Source organism: Streptomyces sp. TRM68416, from assembly GCF_014596915.1.
GTDB lineage: Bacteria > Actinomycetota > Actinomycetes > Streptomycetales > Streptomycetaceae > Streptomyces.
The window spans coordinates 113,586-130,910 of sequence record NZ_JACVWU010000005.1 but is presented as its reverse complement, the minus strand read 5'-3'; the positions used below and the strand labels follow the sequence as shown (position 1 = coordinate 130,910).

General features: G+C 70.1%; 25 protein-coding genes and 1 pseudogene. 7 read left to right on the top strand and 19 right to left on the bottom strand.

Annotated features, from left to right (window positions below):
- Position 1: 1 nt before the first annotated feature.
- From rplE to ICC28_RS10330, 17 genes are all read right to left on the bottom strand, one after another.
- Positions 2-559 (bottom strand): 50S ribosomal protein L5, encoded by a 558-nt coding sequence (rplE, locus tag ICC28_RS10410; protein ID WP_077796752.1) that lies wholly within the window; start codon positions 557-559, stop codon positions 2-4.
- Complete coding sequence (rplX, locus tag ICC28_RS10405) at positions 559-882, bottom strand: 50S ribosomal protein L24 (RefSeq protein WP_003992365.1); 324 nt, start codon at positions 880-882, stop codon at positions 559-561. Before rplX ends, rplE begins: the two co-directional genes overlap by 1 nt.
- A 2-nt stretch (positions 883-884) precedes the next feature.
- Positions 885-1,253, bottom strand: coding sequence for a 50S ribosomal protein L14 (gene rplN, locus ICC28_RS10400; protein ID WP_003998823.1), 369 nt, complete (start codon positions 1,251-1,253; stop codon positions 885-887).
- 100 nt (positions 1,254-1,353) lie between these two features.
- On the bottom strand, positions 1,354-1,638 hold the full coding sequence (rpsQ, locus tag ICC28_RS10395; RefSeq protein ID WP_018543912.1) for a 30S ribosomal protein S17: 285 nt from the start codon (positions 1,636-1,638) through the stop codon (positions 1,354-1,356).
- Positions 1,638-1,862: a 50S ribosomal protein L29 gene (rpmC, locus tag ICC28_RS10390; RefSeq protein WP_007494763.1), complete on the bottom strand. Its 225-nt coding sequence runs from the start codon at positions 1,860-1,862 to the stop codon at positions 1,638-1,640. Before rpmC ends, rpsQ begins: the two co-directional genes overlap by 1 nt.
- Entirely contained in the window at positions 1,862-2,281 is a 420-nt protein-coding gene (rplP, locus tag ICC28_RS10385; RefSeq protein ID WP_009190136.1) for a 50S ribosomal protein L16, read from the bottom strand. The genes rpmC and rplP overlap by 1 nt, the downstream gene beginning before the upstream one ends.
- A gap of 5 nt (positions 2,282-2,286) precedes the next feature.
- Positions 2,287-3,108: a 30S ribosomal protein S3 gene (gene rpsC / locus ICC28_RS10380; protein ID WP_014674374.1), complete on the bottom strand. Its 822-nt coding sequence runs from the start codon at positions 3,106-3,108 to the stop codon at positions 2,287-2,289.
- Positions 3,108-3,455: a 50S ribosomal protein L22 gene (gene rplV, locus ICC28_RS10375; RefSeq protein WP_019329637.1), complete on the bottom strand. Its 348-nt coding sequence runs from the start codon at positions 3,453-3,455 to the stop codon at positions 3,108-3,110. Before rplV ends, rpsC begins: the two co-directional genes overlap by 1 nt.
- A gap of 43 nt (positions 3,456-3,498) precedes the next feature.
- Positions 3,499-3,780: a 30S ribosomal protein S19 gene (gene rpsS / locus ICC28_RS10370; protein ID WP_023547380.1), complete on the bottom strand. Its 282-nt coding sequence runs from the start codon at positions 3,778-3,780 to the stop codon at positions 3,499-3,501.
- A gap of 12 nt (positions 3,781-3,792) precedes the next feature.
- The gene (gene rplB / locus ICC28_RS10365) at positions 3,793-4,629 is read right to left on the bottom strand and encodes a 50S ribosomal protein L2 (protein WP_188288183.1); all 837 of its coding nucleotides are present in this window, start codon (positions 4,627-4,629) and stop codon (positions 3,793-3,795) included.
- Positions 4,630-4,667: 38 nt separating this feature from the next.
- Positions 4,668-5,087: a 50S ribosomal protein L23 gene (rplW, locus tag ICC28_RS10360; RefSeq protein ID WP_186281134.1), complete on the bottom strand. Its 420-nt coding sequence runs from the start codon at positions 5,085-5,087 to the stop codon at positions 4,668-4,670.
- Positions 5,087-5,743: a 50S ribosomal protein L4 gene (gene rplD, locus ICC28_RS10355; protein WP_188288182.1), complete on the bottom strand. Its 657-nt coding sequence runs from the start codon at positions 5,741-5,743 to the stop codon at positions 5,087-5,089. Before rplD ends, rplW begins: the two co-directional genes overlap by 1 nt.
- 8 nt (positions 5,744-5,751) lie before the next feature.
- A complete protein-coding gene (rplC, locus tag ICC28_RS10350) occupies positions 5,752-6,396 on the bottom strand; it encodes a 50S ribosomal protein L3 (RefSeq protein WP_188288181.1) in 645 nt (214 codons plus the stop codon).
- A gap of 17 nt (positions 6,397-6,413) precedes the next feature.
- Positions 6,414-6,722, bottom strand: a complete 309-nt coding sequence (gene rpsJ, locus ICC28_RS10345; RefSeq protein ID WP_003948644.1) for a 30S ribosomal protein S10 — start codon at positions 6,720-6,722, stop codon at positions 6,414-6,416.
- Positions 6,723-7,156: 434 nt separating this feature from the next.
- Complete coding sequence (locus ICC28_RS10340; protein WP_188288180.1) at positions 7,157-7,489, bottom strand: hypothetical protein; 333 nt, start codon at positions 7,487-7,489, stop codon at positions 7,157-7,159.
- The gene (locus tag ICC28_RS10335) at positions 7,486-7,695 is read right to left on the bottom strand and encodes a DUF397 domain-containing protein (protein ID WP_188288179.1); all 210 of its coding nucleotides are present in this window, start codon (positions 7,693-7,695) and stop codon (positions 7,486-7,488) included. Before ICC28_RS10335 ends, ICC28_RS10340 begins: the two co-directional genes overlap by 4 nt.
- Positions 7,692-8,561, bottom strand: coding sequence for a helix-turn-helix domain-containing protein (locus ICC28_RS10330; protein WP_188288178.1), 870 nt, complete (start codon positions 8,559-8,561; stop codon positions 7,692-7,694). Before ICC28_RS10330 ends, ICC28_RS10335 begins: the two co-directional genes overlap by 4 nt.
- 154 nt (positions 8,562-8,715) lie before the next feature.
- Between ICC28_RS10330 and ICC28_RS10325 the strand changes: the two genes are divergently transcribed.
- From ICC28_RS10325 to ICC28_RS10315, 3 genes and pseudogenes are all read left to right on the top strand, one after another.
- On the top strand, positions 8,716-9,213 hold the full coding sequence (locus ICC28_RS10325) for an ATP-binding protein (RefSeq protein ID WP_188288177.1): 498 nt from the start codon (positions 8,716-8,718) through the stop codon (positions 9,211-9,213).
- A gap of 206 nt (positions 9,214-9,419) precedes the next feature.
- A pseudogene (locus tag ICC28_RS40435) lies at positions 9,420-10,255 on the top strand (helix-turn-helix domain-containing protein).
- A 49-nt stretch (positions 10,256-10,304) separates the two neighbouring features.
- Complete coding sequence (locus tag ICC28_RS10315; RefSeq protein ID WP_188288175.1) at positions 10,305-10,901, top strand: Uma2 family endonuclease; 597 nt, start codon at positions 10,305-10,307, stop codon at positions 10,899-10,901.
- On the opposite strand, the gene ICC28_RS10310 is transcribed toward ICC28_RS10315, so the two are convergent.
- Positions 10,886-11,977 (bottom strand): hypothetical protein, encoded by a 1,092-nt coding sequence (locus tag ICC28_RS10310; RefSeq protein ID WP_188288174.1) that lies wholly within the window; start codon positions 11,975-11,977, stop codon positions 10,886-10,888. The two genes, ICC28_RS10315 and ICC28_RS10310, sit on opposite strands and share 16 nt — an antisense overlap.
- Before the next feature lie 116 nt (positions 11,978-12,093).
- Here ICC28_RS10310 and ICC28_RS10305 point away from each other — a divergent pair, with 116 nt between their 5' ends.
- Positions 12,094-12,348, top strand: coding sequence for a hypothetical protein (locus ICC28_RS10305; protein WP_188288173.1), 255 nt, complete (start codon positions 12,094-12,096; stop codon positions 12,346-12,348).
- Here the strand turns inward: ICC28_RS10305 and ICC28_RS10300 are convergent.
- Positions 12,335-13,534 carry a hypothetical protein gene (locus ICC28_RS10300; RefSeq protein ID WP_188288172.1) on the bottom strand — a complete coding sequence of 400 codons (1,200 nt, stop codon included), beginning with the start codon at positions 13,532-13,534 and terminating at the stop codon, positions 12,335-12,337. The genes ICC28_RS10305 and ICC28_RS10300 overlap by 14 nt on opposite strands.
- Before the next feature lie 194 nt (positions 13,535-13,728).
- Between ICC28_RS10300 and ICC28_RS10295 the strand changes: the two genes are divergently transcribed.
- The 3 genes from ICC28_RS10295 to ICC28_RS10285 all read left to right on the top strand — a co-directional run bounded on the left by ICC28_RS10295 (position 13,729) and on the right by ICC28_RS10285 (position 17,290).
- A complete protein-coding gene (locus ICC28_RS10295; protein ID WP_188288171.1) occupies positions 13,729-14,676 on the top strand; it encodes a LysR family transcriptional regulator in 948 nt (315 codons plus the stop codon).
- 129 nt (positions 14,677-14,805) lie between these two features.
- Positions 14,806-16,182 (top strand): carbohydrate-binding protein, encoded by a 1,377-nt coding sequence (locus ICC28_RS10290; protein WP_188288170.1) that lies wholly within the window; start codon positions 14,806-14,808, stop codon positions 16,180-16,182.
- Positions 16,183-16,294: 112 nt separating this feature from the next.
- The gene (locus ICC28_RS10285; protein WP_188288169.1) at positions 16,295-17,290 is read left to right on the top strand and encodes a hypothetical protein; all 996 of its coding nucleotides are present in this window, start codon (positions 16,295-16,297) and stop codon (positions 17,288-17,290) included.
- Positions 17,291-17,325 lie beyond the last annotated feature (35 nt).

Genomic DNA, 17,325 nt, shown 5'->3' with positions numbered 1-17,325 from the left:
CTCACGCCTCCTTGAACGGGAAGCCGAGGTGACGAAGGAGCGCGCGGCCCTCAGCGTCGTTGGTCGCCGTGGTGACCACGGTGATGTCCATACCCCGGGTACGGTCGATCTTGTCCTGGTCGATCTCGTGGAACATGACCTGCTCCGTGAGACCGAAGGTGTAGTTGCCGCGGCCGTCGAACTGCTTGGGGGACAGACCACGGAAGTCGCGGATGCGCGGCAGCGCGAGCGACAGGGTGCGGTCCAGGAACTCCCACATGCGGTCGCCACGGAGCGTGACGTGGGCACCGATCGGCTGGCCCTCGCGCAGCTTGAACTGCGCGATGGACTTGCGGGCCTTGGTGACGGCCGGCTTCTGACCGGTGATCGTGGTGAGGTCGCGGATGGCGCCCTCGATCAGCTTGGAGTCGCGGGCGGCGTCGCCCACACCCATGTTGACCACGATCTTCACGAGGCCGGGAACCTGCATGACGTTCTCGTACGAGAACTCCTCACGCAGCTTGCCCGCGATCTCCTCGCGGTACTTCGTCTTGAGACGCGGAGTGGTGGTGGTAGCCATCAGATGTCCTCACCCGTCCGCTTGGCAACGCGGATCTTGTTGCCCTCGTCGTCGAAGCGGTAACCGACACGCGTGACGACCTTGTTGCCGTCCTTCTCCACGACCAGCTGGACGTTGGAGACGTGGATCGGGGCCTCGGTCGTGACGATGCCGCCGGCCTGGGAACCGCGAGCGGTCGGGCCGGCCTTGGTGTGCTTCTTGACCCGGTTGACACCCTCGACCAGGACGCGGTCCTCGCGGGGGAAGGCCGCGATGACCTTGCCCTGCTTGCCCTTGTCCTTACCGGTGATGACCTGGACCAGGTCGCCCTTCTTGATCTTCATGCTTACAGCACCTCCGGCGCGAGCGAGATGATCTTCATGAACTTCTTCTCGCGCAGCTCACGGCCGACCGGGCCGAAGATACGGGTGCCGCGAGGGTCGCCGTCGTTCTTCAGAATGACGGCGGCGTTCTCGTCGAAGCGGATGTACGAGCCGTCCGGACGGCGGCGCTCCTTGACGGTGCGAACGATGACCGCCTTGACGACGTCACCCTTCTTCACGTTGCCACCGGGGATCGCGTCCTTGACGGTGGCGACGATGACGTCACCGATGCCCGCGTAGCGGCGACCGGAGCCACCGAGCACACGGATGCAAAGGATTTCCTTCGCACCAGTGTTGTCGGCGACGCGCAGTCGCGACTCCTGCTGGATCACGTCTATCTCCTGTTTGTCTGCCGGTTCCCCAGGGGCCGCTCAGCGAGCGGACCCCTGGAGCCTGGCGGAACTGTCCTGCGAGGGATGCCCCGCAGGAGACTTACTTGGCCTTTTCGAGGATCTCGACGACGCGCCAGCGCTTCGTCGCGGACAGCGGCCGGGTCTCCATGAGGAGGACGCGGTCGCCGACACCCGCGGCGTTCTGCTCGTCGTGAGCCTTGAGCTTGTTCGTACGGCGGATGACCTTGCCGTACAGCGCGTGCTTGACGCGGTCCTCGACGGCGACGACGACGGTCTTGTCCATCTTGTCGCTGACGACCAGACCCTCACGGGTCTTGCGGAAGCCGCGGGCCTCTGCGTTCTCAGTCACGTTCTTCTCGCTCATCAGGCGTTCTCCACCGTTTCGATGCCCAGCTCACGCTCGCGCATCAGGGTGTAGATCCGCGCGATGTCCTTGCGGACCGCCTTCAGACGGCCGTGGTTTTCGAGCTGCCCCGTCGCCGCCTGGAAGCGGAGGTTGAACAGCTCTTCCTTGGCCTCGCGGAGCTTCGCCAGAAGCTCCTCGTTGCCCAGCTCGCGCAGCTCGGACGCCTTGGTACCGGCCGACATCACGCTTCACCTGCCTCGCGCTTGACGATCCGGCACTTCATCGGCAGCTTGTGGGCGGCGCGAGTCAGAGCCTCACGGGCGATCTTCTCGTTGGGGTACGACAGCTCGAACATGACGCGTCCGGGCTTGACGTTGGCGATCCACCACTCCGGCGAACCCTTACCGGAACCCATGCGGGTCTCGGCCGGCTTCTTGGTGAGGGGACGGTCCGGGTAGATGTTGATCCAGACCTTGCCGCCACGCTTGATGTGGCGGGTCATCGCGATACGAGCCGCCTCGATCTGGCGGTTCGTCACGTAGGCCGGGGTCAGCGCCTGGATGCCGTACTCGCCGAACGCAACCTGCGTCCCACCCTTGGACATACCGTTGCGCTTCGGGTGGTGCTGCTTGCGGTGCTTGACCCTACGGGGGATCAGCATGACGGTCAGGCCTCCGTTCCGGTGCTCTCAGCCGGAGCGGCAGCGGGAGCCTCGGCCTTGGGGGCCTCGGCGCCGGCAGCCTGCTGCGGCTTACGACCGCGCCGCTCGCCACCGCGGCCACCACGGGCCGGGCGGTCGGCACCGCCGCGGGCCGGGCGGTTACCCGCACGGGCAGCGGCGTTCTCGGCGCGGACCTCGGCGATGTTCTTGACGTCGCCCTTGTAGATCCAGACCTTCACGCCGATGCGGCCGAAGGTCGTCTTGGCCTCGAAGAAGCCGTAGTCCACGTTCGCGCGGAGCGTGTGCAGGGGCACGCGGCCCTCGCGGTAGAACTCCGAGCGGGACATCTCGGCGCCGCCGAGGCGGCCGCCGCACTGGATCTTGATGCCCTTGGCGCCCGCCTTCATCGCCGACTGCATGCTCTTGCGCATGGCACGGCGGAAGGAGACGCGGGAGGAGAGCTGCTCGGCGACGGCCTGGGCCACCAGCTGAGCGTCGGTCTCCGGGTTCTTGACCTCGAGGATGTTCAGCTGGACCTGCTTGCCGGTCAGCTTCTCCAGGTCACCGCGGATGCGGTCGGCCTCGGCGCCGCGGCGGCCGATGACGATGCCCGGACGCGCGGTGTGGATGTCCACGCGGACACGGTCACGGGTGCGCTCGATCTCAACCTTCGAGATACCGGCGCGCTCCATGCCGGACGTCATCATCCGACGGATGGCGACGTCTTCCTTGACGTAGTCCTTGTACAGCTTGTCGGCGTACCAACGCGACTTGAAGTCGGTCGTGACACCGAGCCGGAACCCGTGCGGGTTTACCTTCTGGCCCATTACCGGGTTCCTTCCTTGCTGCTGACGACCACGGTGATGTGGCTGGTCCGCTTGCGGATCCGGTAGGCACGGCCCTGGGCGCGCGGACGGAACCGCTTCAGGGTCGGGCCCTCGTCGACGTAGGCCTCGGAGATGTAGAGGCTGTCGGCGTCGGTGTGGTCGTAGTTGTGCGCGGCGTTGGCAATGGCGCTGTCCAGCACCTTGCCGACCGGCACGGAGGCTGCCTGCGGAGCGAATCGCAGGACGGCCTGGGCCTCCGTGGCGTCCATGCCACGGATGAGGTCCACCACGCGGCGGGCCTTCATGGGCGTGACGCGGATGTACCGCGCCTGGGCCCTGGCTTCCATGGTTGTCCCTTCAGTTACTTACGTGTCTGAATGCGATCCGCTACTAGCGGCGCTTCGACTTCCGGTCTTCCTTGACGTGACCCCGGAAGGTGCGCGTCGGCGAGAACTCGCCGAGCTTGTGGCCGACCATCGACTCGGTGACGAACACCGGGATGTGGGTCTTGCCGTTGTGCACCGCGAGCGTGTGGCCGAGCATGGCCGGCACGATCATGGAGCGACGGGACCAGGTCTTGATGACGTTCTTGGTGCCGGCTTCGTTCTGGGCGTCCACCTTCTTGATCAGGTGGTCGTCGACGAAGGGCCCCTTCTTGAGACTGCGCGGCATCTAAACCCGCTCCTAGCGCTTCTTGTTCGTCTTGCGGCGGCGGACGATGTACTTGTTCGAAGCCTTCTTCGGCGAACGAGTACGACCCTCCTTCTGACCCCAGGGGCTGACCGGGTGGCGACCACCGGAGGTCTTGCCCTCACCACCACCGTGGGGGTGGTCAACCGGGTTCATCGCCACACCGCGAACGGTCGGGCGGACGCCCAGCCAGCGCTTGCGGCCGGCCTTACCCCAGTTGATGTTGCTCTGCTCGGCGTTGCCGACCTCGCCGACGGTGGCGCGGCAGCGCACGTCGACCAGGCGGACCTCACCGGAGGGCATGCGCAGGTGGGCCATCTGGCCCTCCTTCGCGAGCAGCTGCACGGAGGCACCGGCGGAGCGGGCGAACTTGGCGCCGCCACCGGGACGGAGCTCGATCGCGTGGATCGTGGTACCGACCGGGATGTTGCGGAGCGCCAGGTTGTTGCCCGGCTTGATGTCGGCCCCGGGACCGTTCTCGATGCGGTCGCCCTGCTGCAGGTTGCGCGGCGCGAGGATGTAGCGCTTCTCGCCGTCGGCGTAGTGCAGCAGCGCGATGCGCGCGGTGCGGTTGGGGTCGTACTCGATGTGCGCGACCTTCGCCGGCACGCCGTCCTTGTCGTGACGACGGAAGTCGATCACTCGGTAGGCGCGCTTGTGTCCGCCACCCTGGTGGCGAACGGTCACACGACCGGCGTTGTTACGGCCGCCCTTGCTGTGCAGCGGGCGGACCAGCGACTTCTCCGGCGTGGACCGCGTGACCTCGACGAAGTCGGCGACGCTGGAACCACGACGGCCCGGCGTAGTCGGCTTGTACTTGCGGATTCCCATTTCTCAGTCCTCGTCCGATATCGGACGATCCGACCCGCTTACGCGGTCGGACCGCCGAAGATGTCGATACGGTCGCCCTCGGCGAGGGTCACGATCGCGCGCTTGCTGTCCGCACGCTTGCCGAAGCCGGTGCGGGTGCGCTTGCGCTTGCCCTGGCGGTTGATCGTGTTGACCCCGGTGACCTTGACCGAGAAGACCGCCTGGACGGCCTCCTTGATCTGGGTCTTGTTGGCACGCGGGTCGACGATGAACGTGTACTTGCCCTCGTCGAGGAGCGCGTAGCTCTTCTCGGAGACGACCGGCTTGAGCAGCACGTCACGGGGGTCCGTGAAGGACTTGCTCAGCGGGGTCTCGACGGTGTTCTTGCCCTCCGTGGCGTGGCGACGCGCCTTGGCGACGCGCGCGGCCTTGGCGGCCTTGGCGGCCTTGGAGGCAATGGCGGGGTGACGGATAGCCATCAGGCCTCGCTCCCTTCGGTGTCATTGGCCTTCGGGCCGGACACGAAGGACTCGAAGGCGGCCTGGGTGAAGACCACGTCGTCCGAGACGAGAACGTCGTACGTGTTCAGCTGGCCCGGCTCCAGGATGTGGACCTGGGGCAGGTTGCGGGCGGACAGCCACGCGGCCTCGTCGGCGCGCTCGACGACCAGGAGCAGGTTCTTGCGCTCCGAGATCTTGCCGAACAGCGTCTTGGCGGCCTTCGTCGAGGGGGTCTCACCCTCGATGACGCCGGAGACGACGTGGATGCGGTTGTTGCGGGCCCGGTCGGTGAGGGCGTGGCGCAGGGCCGCGGCCTTCATCTTCTTCGGGGTCCGCTGCGAGTAGTCACGCGGCACGGGACCGTGCACGACGCCACCACCGGCGAACTGCGGCGCGCGGGTCGAACCCTGACGGGCGCGACCGGTGCCCTTCTGGCGGTAAGGCTTCTTGCCACCACCACGGACTTCGCCGCGGGTCTTGGTCTTGTGCGTGCCCTGGCGGGCAGCGGCCAGCTGTGCGACGACGACCTGGTGAAGCAGCGGAACGCTGATCTTCTCAACGTCGAAGATCTCCGCGGGGAGCTCGACGGAACCGGCCTTGTCGCCAGCCGGCGAAAGGATGTCAACAGTGCTCATCGGTTACCTCAGGCCCCCTTGGCCGCGGTGCGGACCAGGACGAGGCCGCCGTTCGGACCGGGAACCGCGCCCTTGATGAGCAGCAGACCCTTCTCCGCGTCAACGGCGTGGACGGTCAGGTTCTGGGTGGTGACCCGCTCGTTGCCCATACGACCCGCCATGCGGAGGCCCTTGAACACACGGCCCGGGGTGGCGCAGCCACCGATGGAACCGGGGGAGCGGTGCTTGCGCTGGGTGCCGTGACCGGCGCCGAGGCCACCGAAGTTGTGGCGCTTCATGACACCGGCGAAGCCCTTGCCCTTGCTCTTGCCGGTGACGTCGACCTTGACGCCCGCCTCGAACACCTCGGCGGTGATCTCCTGGCCGAGGGTGTACTCGCTGGCGTCAGCGGTACGGATCTCGACGAGGTGGCGGCGGGGGGTGACGTCGGCCTTGGAGAAGTGGCCCTTGAGGGGCTTGTTCACCTTGCGCGGGTCGATCTCGCCGAAGGCGATCTGGACCGACTCGTAGCCGTCGATGTCGTTCGTACGGACCTGGGTGACGACGTTGGGGCCGGCCTTGACGACGGTGACCGGAACAACACGGTTGTTCTCGTCCCACACCTGCGTCATGCCGAGCTTCTCGCCCAGGATGCCCTTGATCTGCTTAGCCATTCTCAGATCACCGACCCTCAGAGCTTGATCTCGATGTCGACACCGGCCGGGAGGTCGAGTCGCATCAGAGAGTCAACGGTCTTGGGCGTCGGGTCGAGGATGTCGATCAGGCGCTTGTGCGTGCGCATCTCGAAGTGCTCGCGCGAGTCCTTGTACTTGTGCGGCGACTTGATGACGCAGTACACGTTCTTCTCAGTGGGCAGCGGCACCGGGCCCGCGACCGACGCACCAGTGCGGGTCACCGTCTCGACGATCTTCTTCGCCGAGGAGTCGATGACCTCGTGGTCGTAGGCCTTGAGCCGGATGCGGATCTTCTGTCCCGCCATGGCTACTCAGTAGTCCTTTGTCTCGTAACGCTCTGGAACCCGGTGTTCCTCTGCCCGCCCCTCCGACCCACGCGGTCGGGCGTGTCGCGCTCCCGCTGACACAGATGCCCCTTGTTCGAACATCCCTTGCCTGGGAGCACGGCCCTTCCGGAACCGCAAGCCGAGGGCGGAAGGCCCACCGGGTGCCTGGCCGGCGCCGCACTGACACTTCCCGGAAGATTCCCGTACGTCCGCCCCAGCGCTGCCTTACGACAGTTAGGGCGACGAGTACTGTGGGACTCGCTTCCGGTCCTCCCGGCGGGAGGCGCGCAGCATCAACACTCGACCGAGCAACTCCGACAGTCTGCCATATGGGGCAGGGCCCTGGCCAATCGAGCCGGAGAGAATACCCCGAGAGTGACGCAGGTCAAACCATCGGCACATCCGGCGCACACTCAGCCCTTGATCGTCCAGGCGGGCGAGCCCGGTACGGGAGCGGGGCGTACCTTCAGGGCCGAGAAGTCGATGGACTCATCGTCGTCCTCATCGCCGGTCGGCAGTCGACCCGAGTCATCCGGGCAGTAGTACAGGCCATAGGCCCAGTACTCCGGAAGCTCGTGGCACATGAGATCCGGGTAGGAAGAGATTTCGGAATCCCGGTACCGCTCGTTGATCCTCGCCACGGCCTCGGCCCGGGAGATGCCGAACCTCGTCACCATTTCTTCCGCCATGTCTCGGAAGTACGCAAGCATGCCCCCGTCGAGGCGCATAAGGAATTCAGAGGTCAAATGTTCGATGCGAAGAAGACGAACTCCGCCCAGGAGGAGGCGGCGAGGGTGAGCTGGGGACCGTTGTCCTGCTTGGAGTCGCGGACGTGGATGGTGCGGGGGGCTACGGCGATCTCGACGCAGGAGTCACCCTGGGTGCCGCCGCTGTAACTGCTCTTGAACCACGCCAGGTCGGAGCCGTCCCTGGCAGCGGTCTTGCGGATCATGTTTCTCCCAGCAGTTGCTTGATGAAGGCCAGCGACTCCCGTGGAGAGAGCGCCTGCGCCCGGATGATGCCATACCACAGCTCAAGGATGCGGAGTTGTTTCGGCTCCGAGGTCGGACGACCTCCGAAGGCACCGTCGCCGCGCCCCACTGCCGTCCCGTCCGGGAACTTCAACAACTCGATCCTGCCGTCCAACCCCGGATGGGCTTCGGTGTTCGTCGGCATGATCTGAAGCGTGACATTGCGCAACCGCCCAACTTCCAGCAGACGTTCGAGCTGCCGTCGCCACACCATTGTGCCCCCGACCTGTCGATGCAGGGGCGCCTCCTCCAAGACGAAGTGAATAGAAGGAGCCGGGTCCCGATCGAAGACGGACTGCCTGGCCAGACGAGCGGCCACCATGCGTTCCACGTCGTCCGGCGGATACGGCGGCTGCGCGGCCTCGATCACAGTCCTCGCGTGCTCCGGAGTCTGGAGCAGCCCGGCGATGATGTTGCACTCGTACACCCCGATCTCAACGGCCATCGCCTCCAGCTTCCCCAGCTCCCGTACCTTCTTCGGGTACCGGACCTTCTTCACGTCCTCCCAGGTCGCTGCGATCAGTCCGCCGGCCTCCAGCACCTCGTCGGCGCGGATCAGGTACTCCTGCCGGGGGATCCGCCTCCCGCCTTCGATCTTGTAGACGAGGTCCTCGCCGTACCCGATCGCCACCCCGAACTCACCGGCCCGCATCCCCACCGCCTCCCGCCGCAGCTTCAGCTGCCGCCCGACGGTGGCGATCACCGCGACGCCCCACTCGTCGTCCGGGTCGACCTCCCACCCCGGCTCGTCCGCCTCGGTCCTGAGCCGACCGGCCTCCACAGACATCCCGTACCCCTCCGTCGTACGACCGTGCCGCGACGCCTCTACCCGCCCGCACCGCCCCGACAGCCTGGACACCACAGGACAACGACTGGACAGTCACGGCACGCAACGGCGTCGTCACTGTTCACGGTAGGCACACGCGGCCACGCTGAGTGACGTGAATCAAGAAACCGCCGAGCCACCCGTCCAACCCGACTGCCTCATCCGCAACTTCAGCATCCAACTGTCCCCCACACCCCGCGGTGCCCGTCTCGCCAAACTCCTCGCCACCGAGCAACTCCGCACCTGGGGACTGCCGTTCGAGACCCCCGCGCACATCGTCGGCGAACTCGCCGCCAACGCCGCCACGCACGGCCGAGTCCCGGGCCGCGACTTCCGGCTCACGCTCTACGTCGTGGGGGACACCCTCCGCATCGAGGTGACCGACACCCACGGTGACCGAGTGCCCCGCGTGCAACAGCCCTCCGCCGACTGCGAGTCGGGCCGGGGTCTCGCCCTCGTGGACGCCCTGTCCCGCCGCTGGGGAGTCAGCCGTGGCCCCGCGCCCCGCAAGACCGTGTGGGCCGAAGTCGCGCTGCCTCCGGAGCACGGAATCCCGCGCTTCGGCGGCGCGGGCGGTCTTTCCCAAGGAACACGAGAGGGAAAGGACCCCTGACCAAACCCCACCCCTACTCCCGGCCCCGAGCACGCCTCACCCTGACGGGTGAATATGCCAACTCGACTGGATTCGAAGCAGGTTGCGTGCTCTACGCTCGCCGCAGCGCAGCACGACGCGACACAACCGCAGACATGCAACGGCCCTCGCCGGGACGGCAATCCCAGTGCGAGGGCCTGACCACCAAGGAAGAGACAACCTTCCCGATGGATACCCAGAACCCTAGCGCGCCCTCGCGCGCCCAGTCCCGCGTCACGGGCAGAAACCACCCCCACGCGGGCGGCCTGGTCCACGACCACACCCGCCACACCACCCGCTTCACGGTCGTCGGCAACCACCTCGCCCAGCACCCGGACCTGTCACTCGTCGCGATCGGGCTGGCCCTGCACATCCAGTCCCTCCCCGCCGGTGCCCGCGTGGACATCAAGACCCTCACCGCCCGCTTCCAGGAGGGCGCCACCCGCATCTCCGCCGCCCTGCGCGAACTGGAAACCCACGGCTACCTGCGCCGCGAACGCGAACGCCTGCCCGGTGGCCGCATCATCACCCGCACCACGTCCTGCAACCAGCCCGGACGCCACCGCGAGAACGGCCCCGCCCGGCGAAGAAGCCCCGCCCGCCGCGTCCGACCCGCAAGAAGCCGCTCCCCGCCGTCCCGCGGCCCGCCTGTCCCGCCCCCGAACTCCTCCAGCAGGCCACCGACCTCCTCGCCGGTCTCCGCGGCCACGACCCCCGCCTGCTCATCTCGGCCCACGACACCGCCCACCTCGCCCCCGGCGTCGCCGCCTGGCTCGAACGCGACGTCAGCCCCGACGCCGTACGCCACGCCCTCACCGCCGACCTGCCCCCCGAGCGCCTGTGCCGCCCGGCCGCCCTCCTGGCCCACCGCCTGGCCGACCGGCTCCCGCCCCCACCCCCGTTCGGGGCACCGGCACCGCAGCGGCACCCCCTCCAGACCTGCGACGGCTGCGACCGCGCCTTCCGCGCACCCGCCCCCGGCCGCTGCCGCGACTGCCGAACCGATCTCCCGGAGGCCGCCTAGCATGAGAGCGACGATCCTTGCCGCTGGGCACAGACGAGGAGCGAGCGCCATGACCATCGCACCGGACAACGCACAGCGGGGCGCTTCCCACCTCTACCGGGCCATGCGGGACTTCGTGCACTCCACGGACGACACCCTTCCCGGCAAGTTCGAGATCACCAAGGAAGGGATCGTCCTCGACATGATGTCGCCCTCCAAGCCGCACGAACTCACCGTGCTGCGTGTCCGCAAGCGCCTGGAACGGGTGATGCCGGAGGCGCTCGTGGCCCACACGGGCGAGCCCGACGTCGAGGACGAACCCGAGGGCGTCATGCGCCGTCCCGACGTGATGGTGATCAGCGAGACGGAGATGGAGGGAGACGGATCCTTCGATCCCCGCTCGCTCGTCGCCGCCGTAGAGATCGTCTCCCGCTCCAACCCCGACAACGACTGGGTCTCCAAGCTCCGCGACTACCCCCTGATCGGCGTCCCCGTCTACGCGATCTTCGACCCCCGTACCGGCACGGGTGCCGTCCTCACCGACATCCACCCCACCCCCGACGGCCCCCGCTACGCCACCCGCAAGGACTTCGTCTACGGCGAGGACGTCACCATCGGCGACTGGACCATCTCGACCGAGGACCTGCCGCTCTACCAGGAGCCGTGAACGTCAGTCAGGGATCGTGATCTCCCCGGGCTCGCACCCCAGCCGCTCGGCCTCCGCGGCCACGTACGCCGGAAAGACCTGGCGGATGAACGTGTAGCCGTGTGTCCCCTCCCGCTGCCGCGCGAGGAAGACGACCGTCTCCCCTCCCACTCCGCGTGCACCGCCGCCAGCGTGGGCGAGTAGGCGCCGACCGCCTTCGAGCCGTCGCCGTTCCTGATGCCGGGCCCGGCGTACAGGGTCGCGGCGATGAGCGGACCGGTGAGGTCGGCTTCCCGGACCGTCTGGAGCCGGAACTGGGGATGTTCCGTGTACCCGGAGACGATGTCGCAGGTCCGTACGGAGCCCTCCGCACCCGTCCGCATCCGGGCCCCCGAGCCCGCGTGCTCCTTCGGCAGCCGTACGCCCTCGATGCCGCACAAGTCGCCGCGCGCCTCCTGGAAGTCCGGCACCTCCACCGGCTCCCCCGGCGAGGGCAGCGAGCCGGAGCAGCCGAGTTCGGCCATGGCCGCGTTCGCGGCGTGGACGGCGGTGCGGGCCAGCGCCTTGTGGTGCCGGGCCCGCTTCTCCGGGTCCTCGGTGTTGCCGATCTCGTCGTCGCCCATGGAGACATCGACGATGCCGGGGCCGTCGAACCGGCCGGGGCGGACGCAGTCGGAGGGCAGGGCGACCCAGGCCCGGGTGTCCGAGGCCATGCCCACCAGGTCGTCGCCGAGCGGGGTCAGCCGGGAGGACAGGAACTCGTCGGACCACACGACGGTGTCGTCGCGCGGCCCGTCGAGCCGGTGGACCCGGATGTCGATCTGCCGGCCGGGCCGGTCGCCGTCATGGCTCTGGATACGGCACCTGCCGTCCAGCGAGCGCTGTCCCTCGGGCGTCCGTTCCGGCCGTACCGCCTCCGCCTCGGTGTCCCAGCCGCCGAGCAGCTCGTCGACGTCCCGCTCCGTCACCGCTCCCCAGCAGGGCCCGTCGGCGAAGGGCGGCAGCTCGGCCTGCCAGGCGACCGTACCGGCGCCCACCAGCGCTCCCGCGACCACCGACCCGGCCACGGCCAGCGCCGGAAGCCGTCCACGACTCATGACGCGCATAGGCACCTTCCCCCGTTTTATTGCCTCCGGCTCCAACCGGAGCTCGACGTGAGGATGCCCGCAGGCTCAACAGACGGGCGATCGCGTGGACCTGCGTCGCCGTCGCCATGTGGCTGCTGTTCGCCTACCTGATGATCGTGTCCTACGGCACCGCGGGCCCGTCGTACCACTCCGTGGACGATCCGCCGTGCAAGGGCCCGCTGTTCGAGCCCGTCCCGCAGGACAGCCGCTGCGACAGCGAACTCCGCCAGTGGCCCGCCCTGTTGGGCATCCTCGCCCTCACCCTCCTCGCCACCGTCGTCGCGGCGGCGACCCTGGTGTACGCCAGGGTCGCCGCCCGCGTCACGGTCAGGTCCGAGTGACCTGCCCGCAGCCCTCGTGCTGGCGCGCCCTCAGGGGCTCGCTGCGGTCGTAGGGGTCCTTGGCCGGGCCCGTGGCCGGCGCGCCTGTCGGGGCGGCGTCGGGGAAGACGGGGTGGAGGTACCCGTCGTGGACGTCGCACTCGTTGTTGAAGGTGTCGACGGCGTACTCGCTGACGGCGAGCTTCCCTTCGGTCGCCATCCACTTCGCCGGGTCGGCCAGCAGCAGGGTCAGCTCGCGGCGGACGATGGTGCGGGCGACGGTCTCGGCTCCGTCGTCCGGCCTGACCAGCGGATAGACGAAGGTGTAGTCGGCGTGCACGAGCACCTGGCCGGGCTTGCCGCCCTCGAAGGTCAGATGGCCCCGCACCTTCACCACGTCCCCGGCGACCCGCACCTCGTCCGGGTCGAAGCGGCTCACCAGACCGATGGGATCGGCCTTCTCGGTCGGGGCCCGCAACGACTTCCGGAAGTTCGCCAGGGTGCTCGGCTGCTCCGGGTCGAGCAGGGCCATCGCCTCCGTGGGCTGCCCGCCGCGCAGCACCTTCGGGTCCAGGTTGGTCGCGACCAGGAACTCCTTGGTGCGGCGCAGCGCGAGCTCCACGTCCTGCTCGGTCATCCCGCCGACCGCCTTCGCCTTCGGCAGTTCGATGGCGTCCGGGCCCGCGGCCCAGGCCCTGGCGGGGGACCCGCGGAACGGGTTGTCCACGGTGGCCAGCAGCCCGGCCTCGTCGGCCGTGCCGGGCGGGGCGGTCGGGAGGGCCGTCTCGGCGGGCAGTACGGAGGGTTCGGCGGCGGCCTTGGACGCGCCGCCGGGGAGGCGGTCGAGGAGGACCGAGGGGCGGACGGCGACCACGGTGACCGCCACGGCCAGCACCACGCCCACGGCCGACCACACCCGGCGCCGCCGGGCCCTGGTTCCGTTCATCTCCTGCCAGGCGGGGCCGGTGCGCCAGCCGGGCGGCTCGGCGGGCGCCGTCGGTTTGCGCCCCAGGCGGCGCTTACGGCCCCGTCCCGCCGCCTCGTCCTGCTCGCGCAGCCGCTGGGTCACCATCCGCGCCCGGGCCGAGGGCTCCTTCGGAGCGGCGCTTCCACCCCCCTCCGCGGCATCGCGCAGGAAGGCCTCCAGCTGCTCGTCGGAGAGGGACGGCTGGTCCCCCGGCTGCTCGGGGGGCGGGACGGTACTCACGGGCTCACTCTCGTCGGACGATCACCTGGATCGCTCCTTCCTAGGCGGACCGCCACGCCCCCCACAAGCCGGTCACCGGCCCGTATCGAACCCGTGATCGAACCGGTACCGCTCCGTCGTCGCCCTCTTCGGGCCCGCATTTTGGTCTGGACCAACCTCTTGCCCTCTCCCCTCCCCCGGCGCAAGCTCCCCTCATGGAGCTGGAGTTGCGGCATCTCAAGACGGTCCGTGCCATCGCCGACGCCGGCAGCCTCACCCGCGCGGCGACGGTGCTCGGCCTCGCTCAGCCCGCGTTGAGCGCCCAGCTCAAACGGATTGAACGGGCCCTGGGAGGCGCCCTGTTCGAGCGGGGCAGACACGGTGTGCGCGCCACCGCACTCGGCGAACTCGTCCTCGAACGCAGCCGGATCGTGCTGCCCGCGGTGACCGAACTCCAGCAGGAGGCGGCCCGCTTCGCCCGCGCCTCCCGCACCGCCGGCCGCTTCCGGCTGGGCGGCACCCACGGTCCCCTGCTCGGCGCCCTGGTCGACCGGCTCGCGGACATCGCGCCCGACGCGCGGGTGACGACCTGCGCGTCCTGGTCCGAGCGGGAGCTGGCCGCGCTGCTCGCCGAGGGCCGGCTCGACTACGCGCTCGCCGGGGTCTGCGGCTCCGCGGCCCCGCCCGGTGACGACCGGCTGGTCTGGCGGGAGGTCGCCGTGGACCCGGTCTTCGCCATGCTGTCCGAGGACCACCCCCTCGCGGACCGTCCCGAGGTCCGGCTGGGCGAGCTGGCCGACGAGGAGTGGGCCTGCGTGCCCGGCGACGGCTGCTTCGGCGACTGCTTCACCGCGGCGTGCGCCCGCTCCGGGTTCACCCCGCGCCGCATGTACGAGACGGACACCGCCTCCCTGGTCCACCTGGTACAGGTCGGCCGGGCGGCGGGCCTGTGCCGGGCGACGTTCCCGGCGACGCCCAAACTGGCCGTGCGGCCGCTCGCCGGGACACCGCTGACCTGGCGGCATCTGCTCGGCTGGCACGCGGCGACACAGCAGCCGGACACCGCCGCCACGGTGCTGGCGCAGGCACGCATCGCGCACGCGGGCGCGGCGGCCCGCAGCGACGCCTACGCCACCTGGCTGGCGGCCCGTCCCGTCCCCTGACACCCACCGCCCCCGCTCCCGCTCCGCGTTCCATAACGCCGTGCAGGGGGCCGACCGATGTCTTATGCGCCCCCGCCCCTTCTCCCTACGGTTTCGGCACCTCCCCAACCGACACCGAGGAGATCCCCCATGCTCCAGCGACCCTCCAGAGCCGTGTGCGCCGCCGCCGCGGCGACGGCCGCCCTGCTCGTGGCCGGGCTCAGCGGCCCCGCGAGCGCGGGGACGGCCGGCCCCGGTGACACCCCCGCCGGTCTGTCGGCCGTGGACACCCTGCGCCCCGACGCCGCACCGCCCACCCTGCTGCGCGCCCTGGAACGTGATCTCGGTCTGGACCGGCACGAGGCCCGGCAGCGGCTGCGCAACGAGGCCGAGGCCGGCGCCACCGCGGGCCGCCTGCACCACACGCTCGGGACGGACTTCGCGGGCGCCTGGGTCAGCGGAGCCACCTCCGGCACGCTCACCGTGGCGACCACCGACGCCTCCGACGTGCCCGCCGTCGAGGCAGCCGGCGCCCGCGCCACCGTCGTACGCCACTCGCTCGCCGACCTCGGCCGGGCCGAGGCCCGCCTGGACCGGGCGGCGAGCCACGACACCGCCCTCGACGCGCCGGTCCGGTACGTCGACGTCCGCACGAACCGCGTCGTCGTGGAGGCGCTGCGGCCGTCCGCGGCCCGGGACCTGATCGACGCCGCCGGGATCGAACCGGCCCTCACCCGTACCGTGCGGTCCACCGAGCGCCCCCGGCCGCTCTACGACCTGCGCGGCGGCGAGGCCTACTACATCAACAACAGCTCACGCTGCTCCATCGGCTTCCCCGTCACCCGTGGAACGCAGCAGGGCTACGCCACCGCCGGCCACTGCGGACGGGTCGGCAACAGCACCACCGGCTACAACCGGGCCGCGCAGGGAACCTTCCAGGGCTCGGTCTTCCCCGGCCGTGACATGGCCTGGGTGGCCACCAACTCCAGCTGGACCGCGACCCCGTACGTCCGGGGAGCGGGCGGACAGAACGTCCAGGTCACCGGCTCCACGCAGGCTCCCGTGGGCGCCTCCGTGTGCCGCTCGGGGTCGACCACCGGCTGGCACTGCGGCACCATCCAGCAGCTCAACACCAGCGTCACCTACCCCGAGGGCACCATCAGCGGCGTCACCCGCACCACCGTGTGCGCCGAGCCGGGCGACTCGGGCGGCTCCTACATCTCCGGCAGCCAGGCACAGGGCGTCACCTCGGGCGGGTCGGGCAACTGCAGCAGCGGCGGCACGACGTTCTTCCAGCCCCTCAACCCGCTGCTCCAGAACTGGGGCCTCACCCTGAAGACGACCACCGGGGACCCCGGCGACCCGGGCGACCCCGGTGACCCGGGCGGCACCTGGGCGGCCGGAACCGTCTACCGGGCCGGTGACACGGTGACCTACGGCGGCGCCACCTACCGCTGCATCCAGGGGCACCAGGCCCAGTCGGGCTGGGAGCCGCCGAACGTACCGGCGCTGTGGCAGCGCCTCTGACCTGCCGTCCCACCCGCACGGGGCCCGCGTGCCGACCGGCGCGCGGGCCCCGCACGCCTGCCCCGGCGGCCGAACCGCCACCCAGCCACCCCGGTCTCGTACGCTCCCCTCCATGCCCCGCACCACTCCGCCGCGCCCCCTCGATGTGGCCGCCCGCTTCCCCGAACTCGCGCCGCTCGCCCGGACCGCCGTACGGCTGCACCCGCGCCCAGGCTCCCCCACCGCGGCGGACAGCTCGATCGGCGGCCCGCTGCTCTGGCCCGCGGGCGAACCGTGGCCCACGTGCCCGGAGCACGCGGGGCCCCGGCAGTGGGGGCACCCGCCCGAGAACGTGCGACAGGAGCGGCGCCTGCTCGCGGAGGCCTGGCGGCGGCCGCGCGCGGAGGGCGCGGACCTGCTGAGCGACGAGGAGCGGGCACGGCTCGACCGGCTCGGCAAACGGGTCCGGGTGCCCCTGTCCGGCCCGCTCCCCATGATCCCCGTGGCCCAGTTGTACGCGGCCGACGTCCCGGGACTGCCCGGCCCGCCCGGCACCGACCTGCTGCAACTGCTGTGGTGCCCGTTCCGTCACCGGGATGACCACCTGCCCCGCACCGTGCTGCGCCGGCGCACCGCCGCCGGGATCACCGACGTCCTGCCCGCCGACGCGGTGCCGCGGCCGCCGGTGGTCGGCAGGGCCGGTTACCTGCCCGAGCCCTGCGTGCTGCACCCCGAGCCGGTCACGGAGTACCCGGCCCCGCACGAGCTGCCCGGGAAGCTGGCCGGCCGCGTCGAGCGCTGGGCCCGGCGGCACGGGTGGGACTACCAGGCCGACCTCGCCGTCGCGCCCGGCTGCAAGGTCGGCGGCCACGCCCCGTGGAGCTTCTCCGACCCGGCCCCGATGGCCTGCCCCGCCTGCGGGGCGGAGGTGCGCCCGCTGCTCACCGTCGTCGGCGGCGAATGGGACGCAGGCAGCCGCAGCTGGCGTCCGGCCGAGGACGCGGACCACCCCGGCCCGCACTTCCTCGGCCCGGCCCGCTCCACCCACCTCGACATCAGCGACAGCAGCCTCCAGCTCTACGGCTGCACGCGGTCGTACGACCACCCCCACGTGCGCGGCCTTCAGTGAGCGCACGGCAAAGGGGCCCGTACGACCGAAGTCGT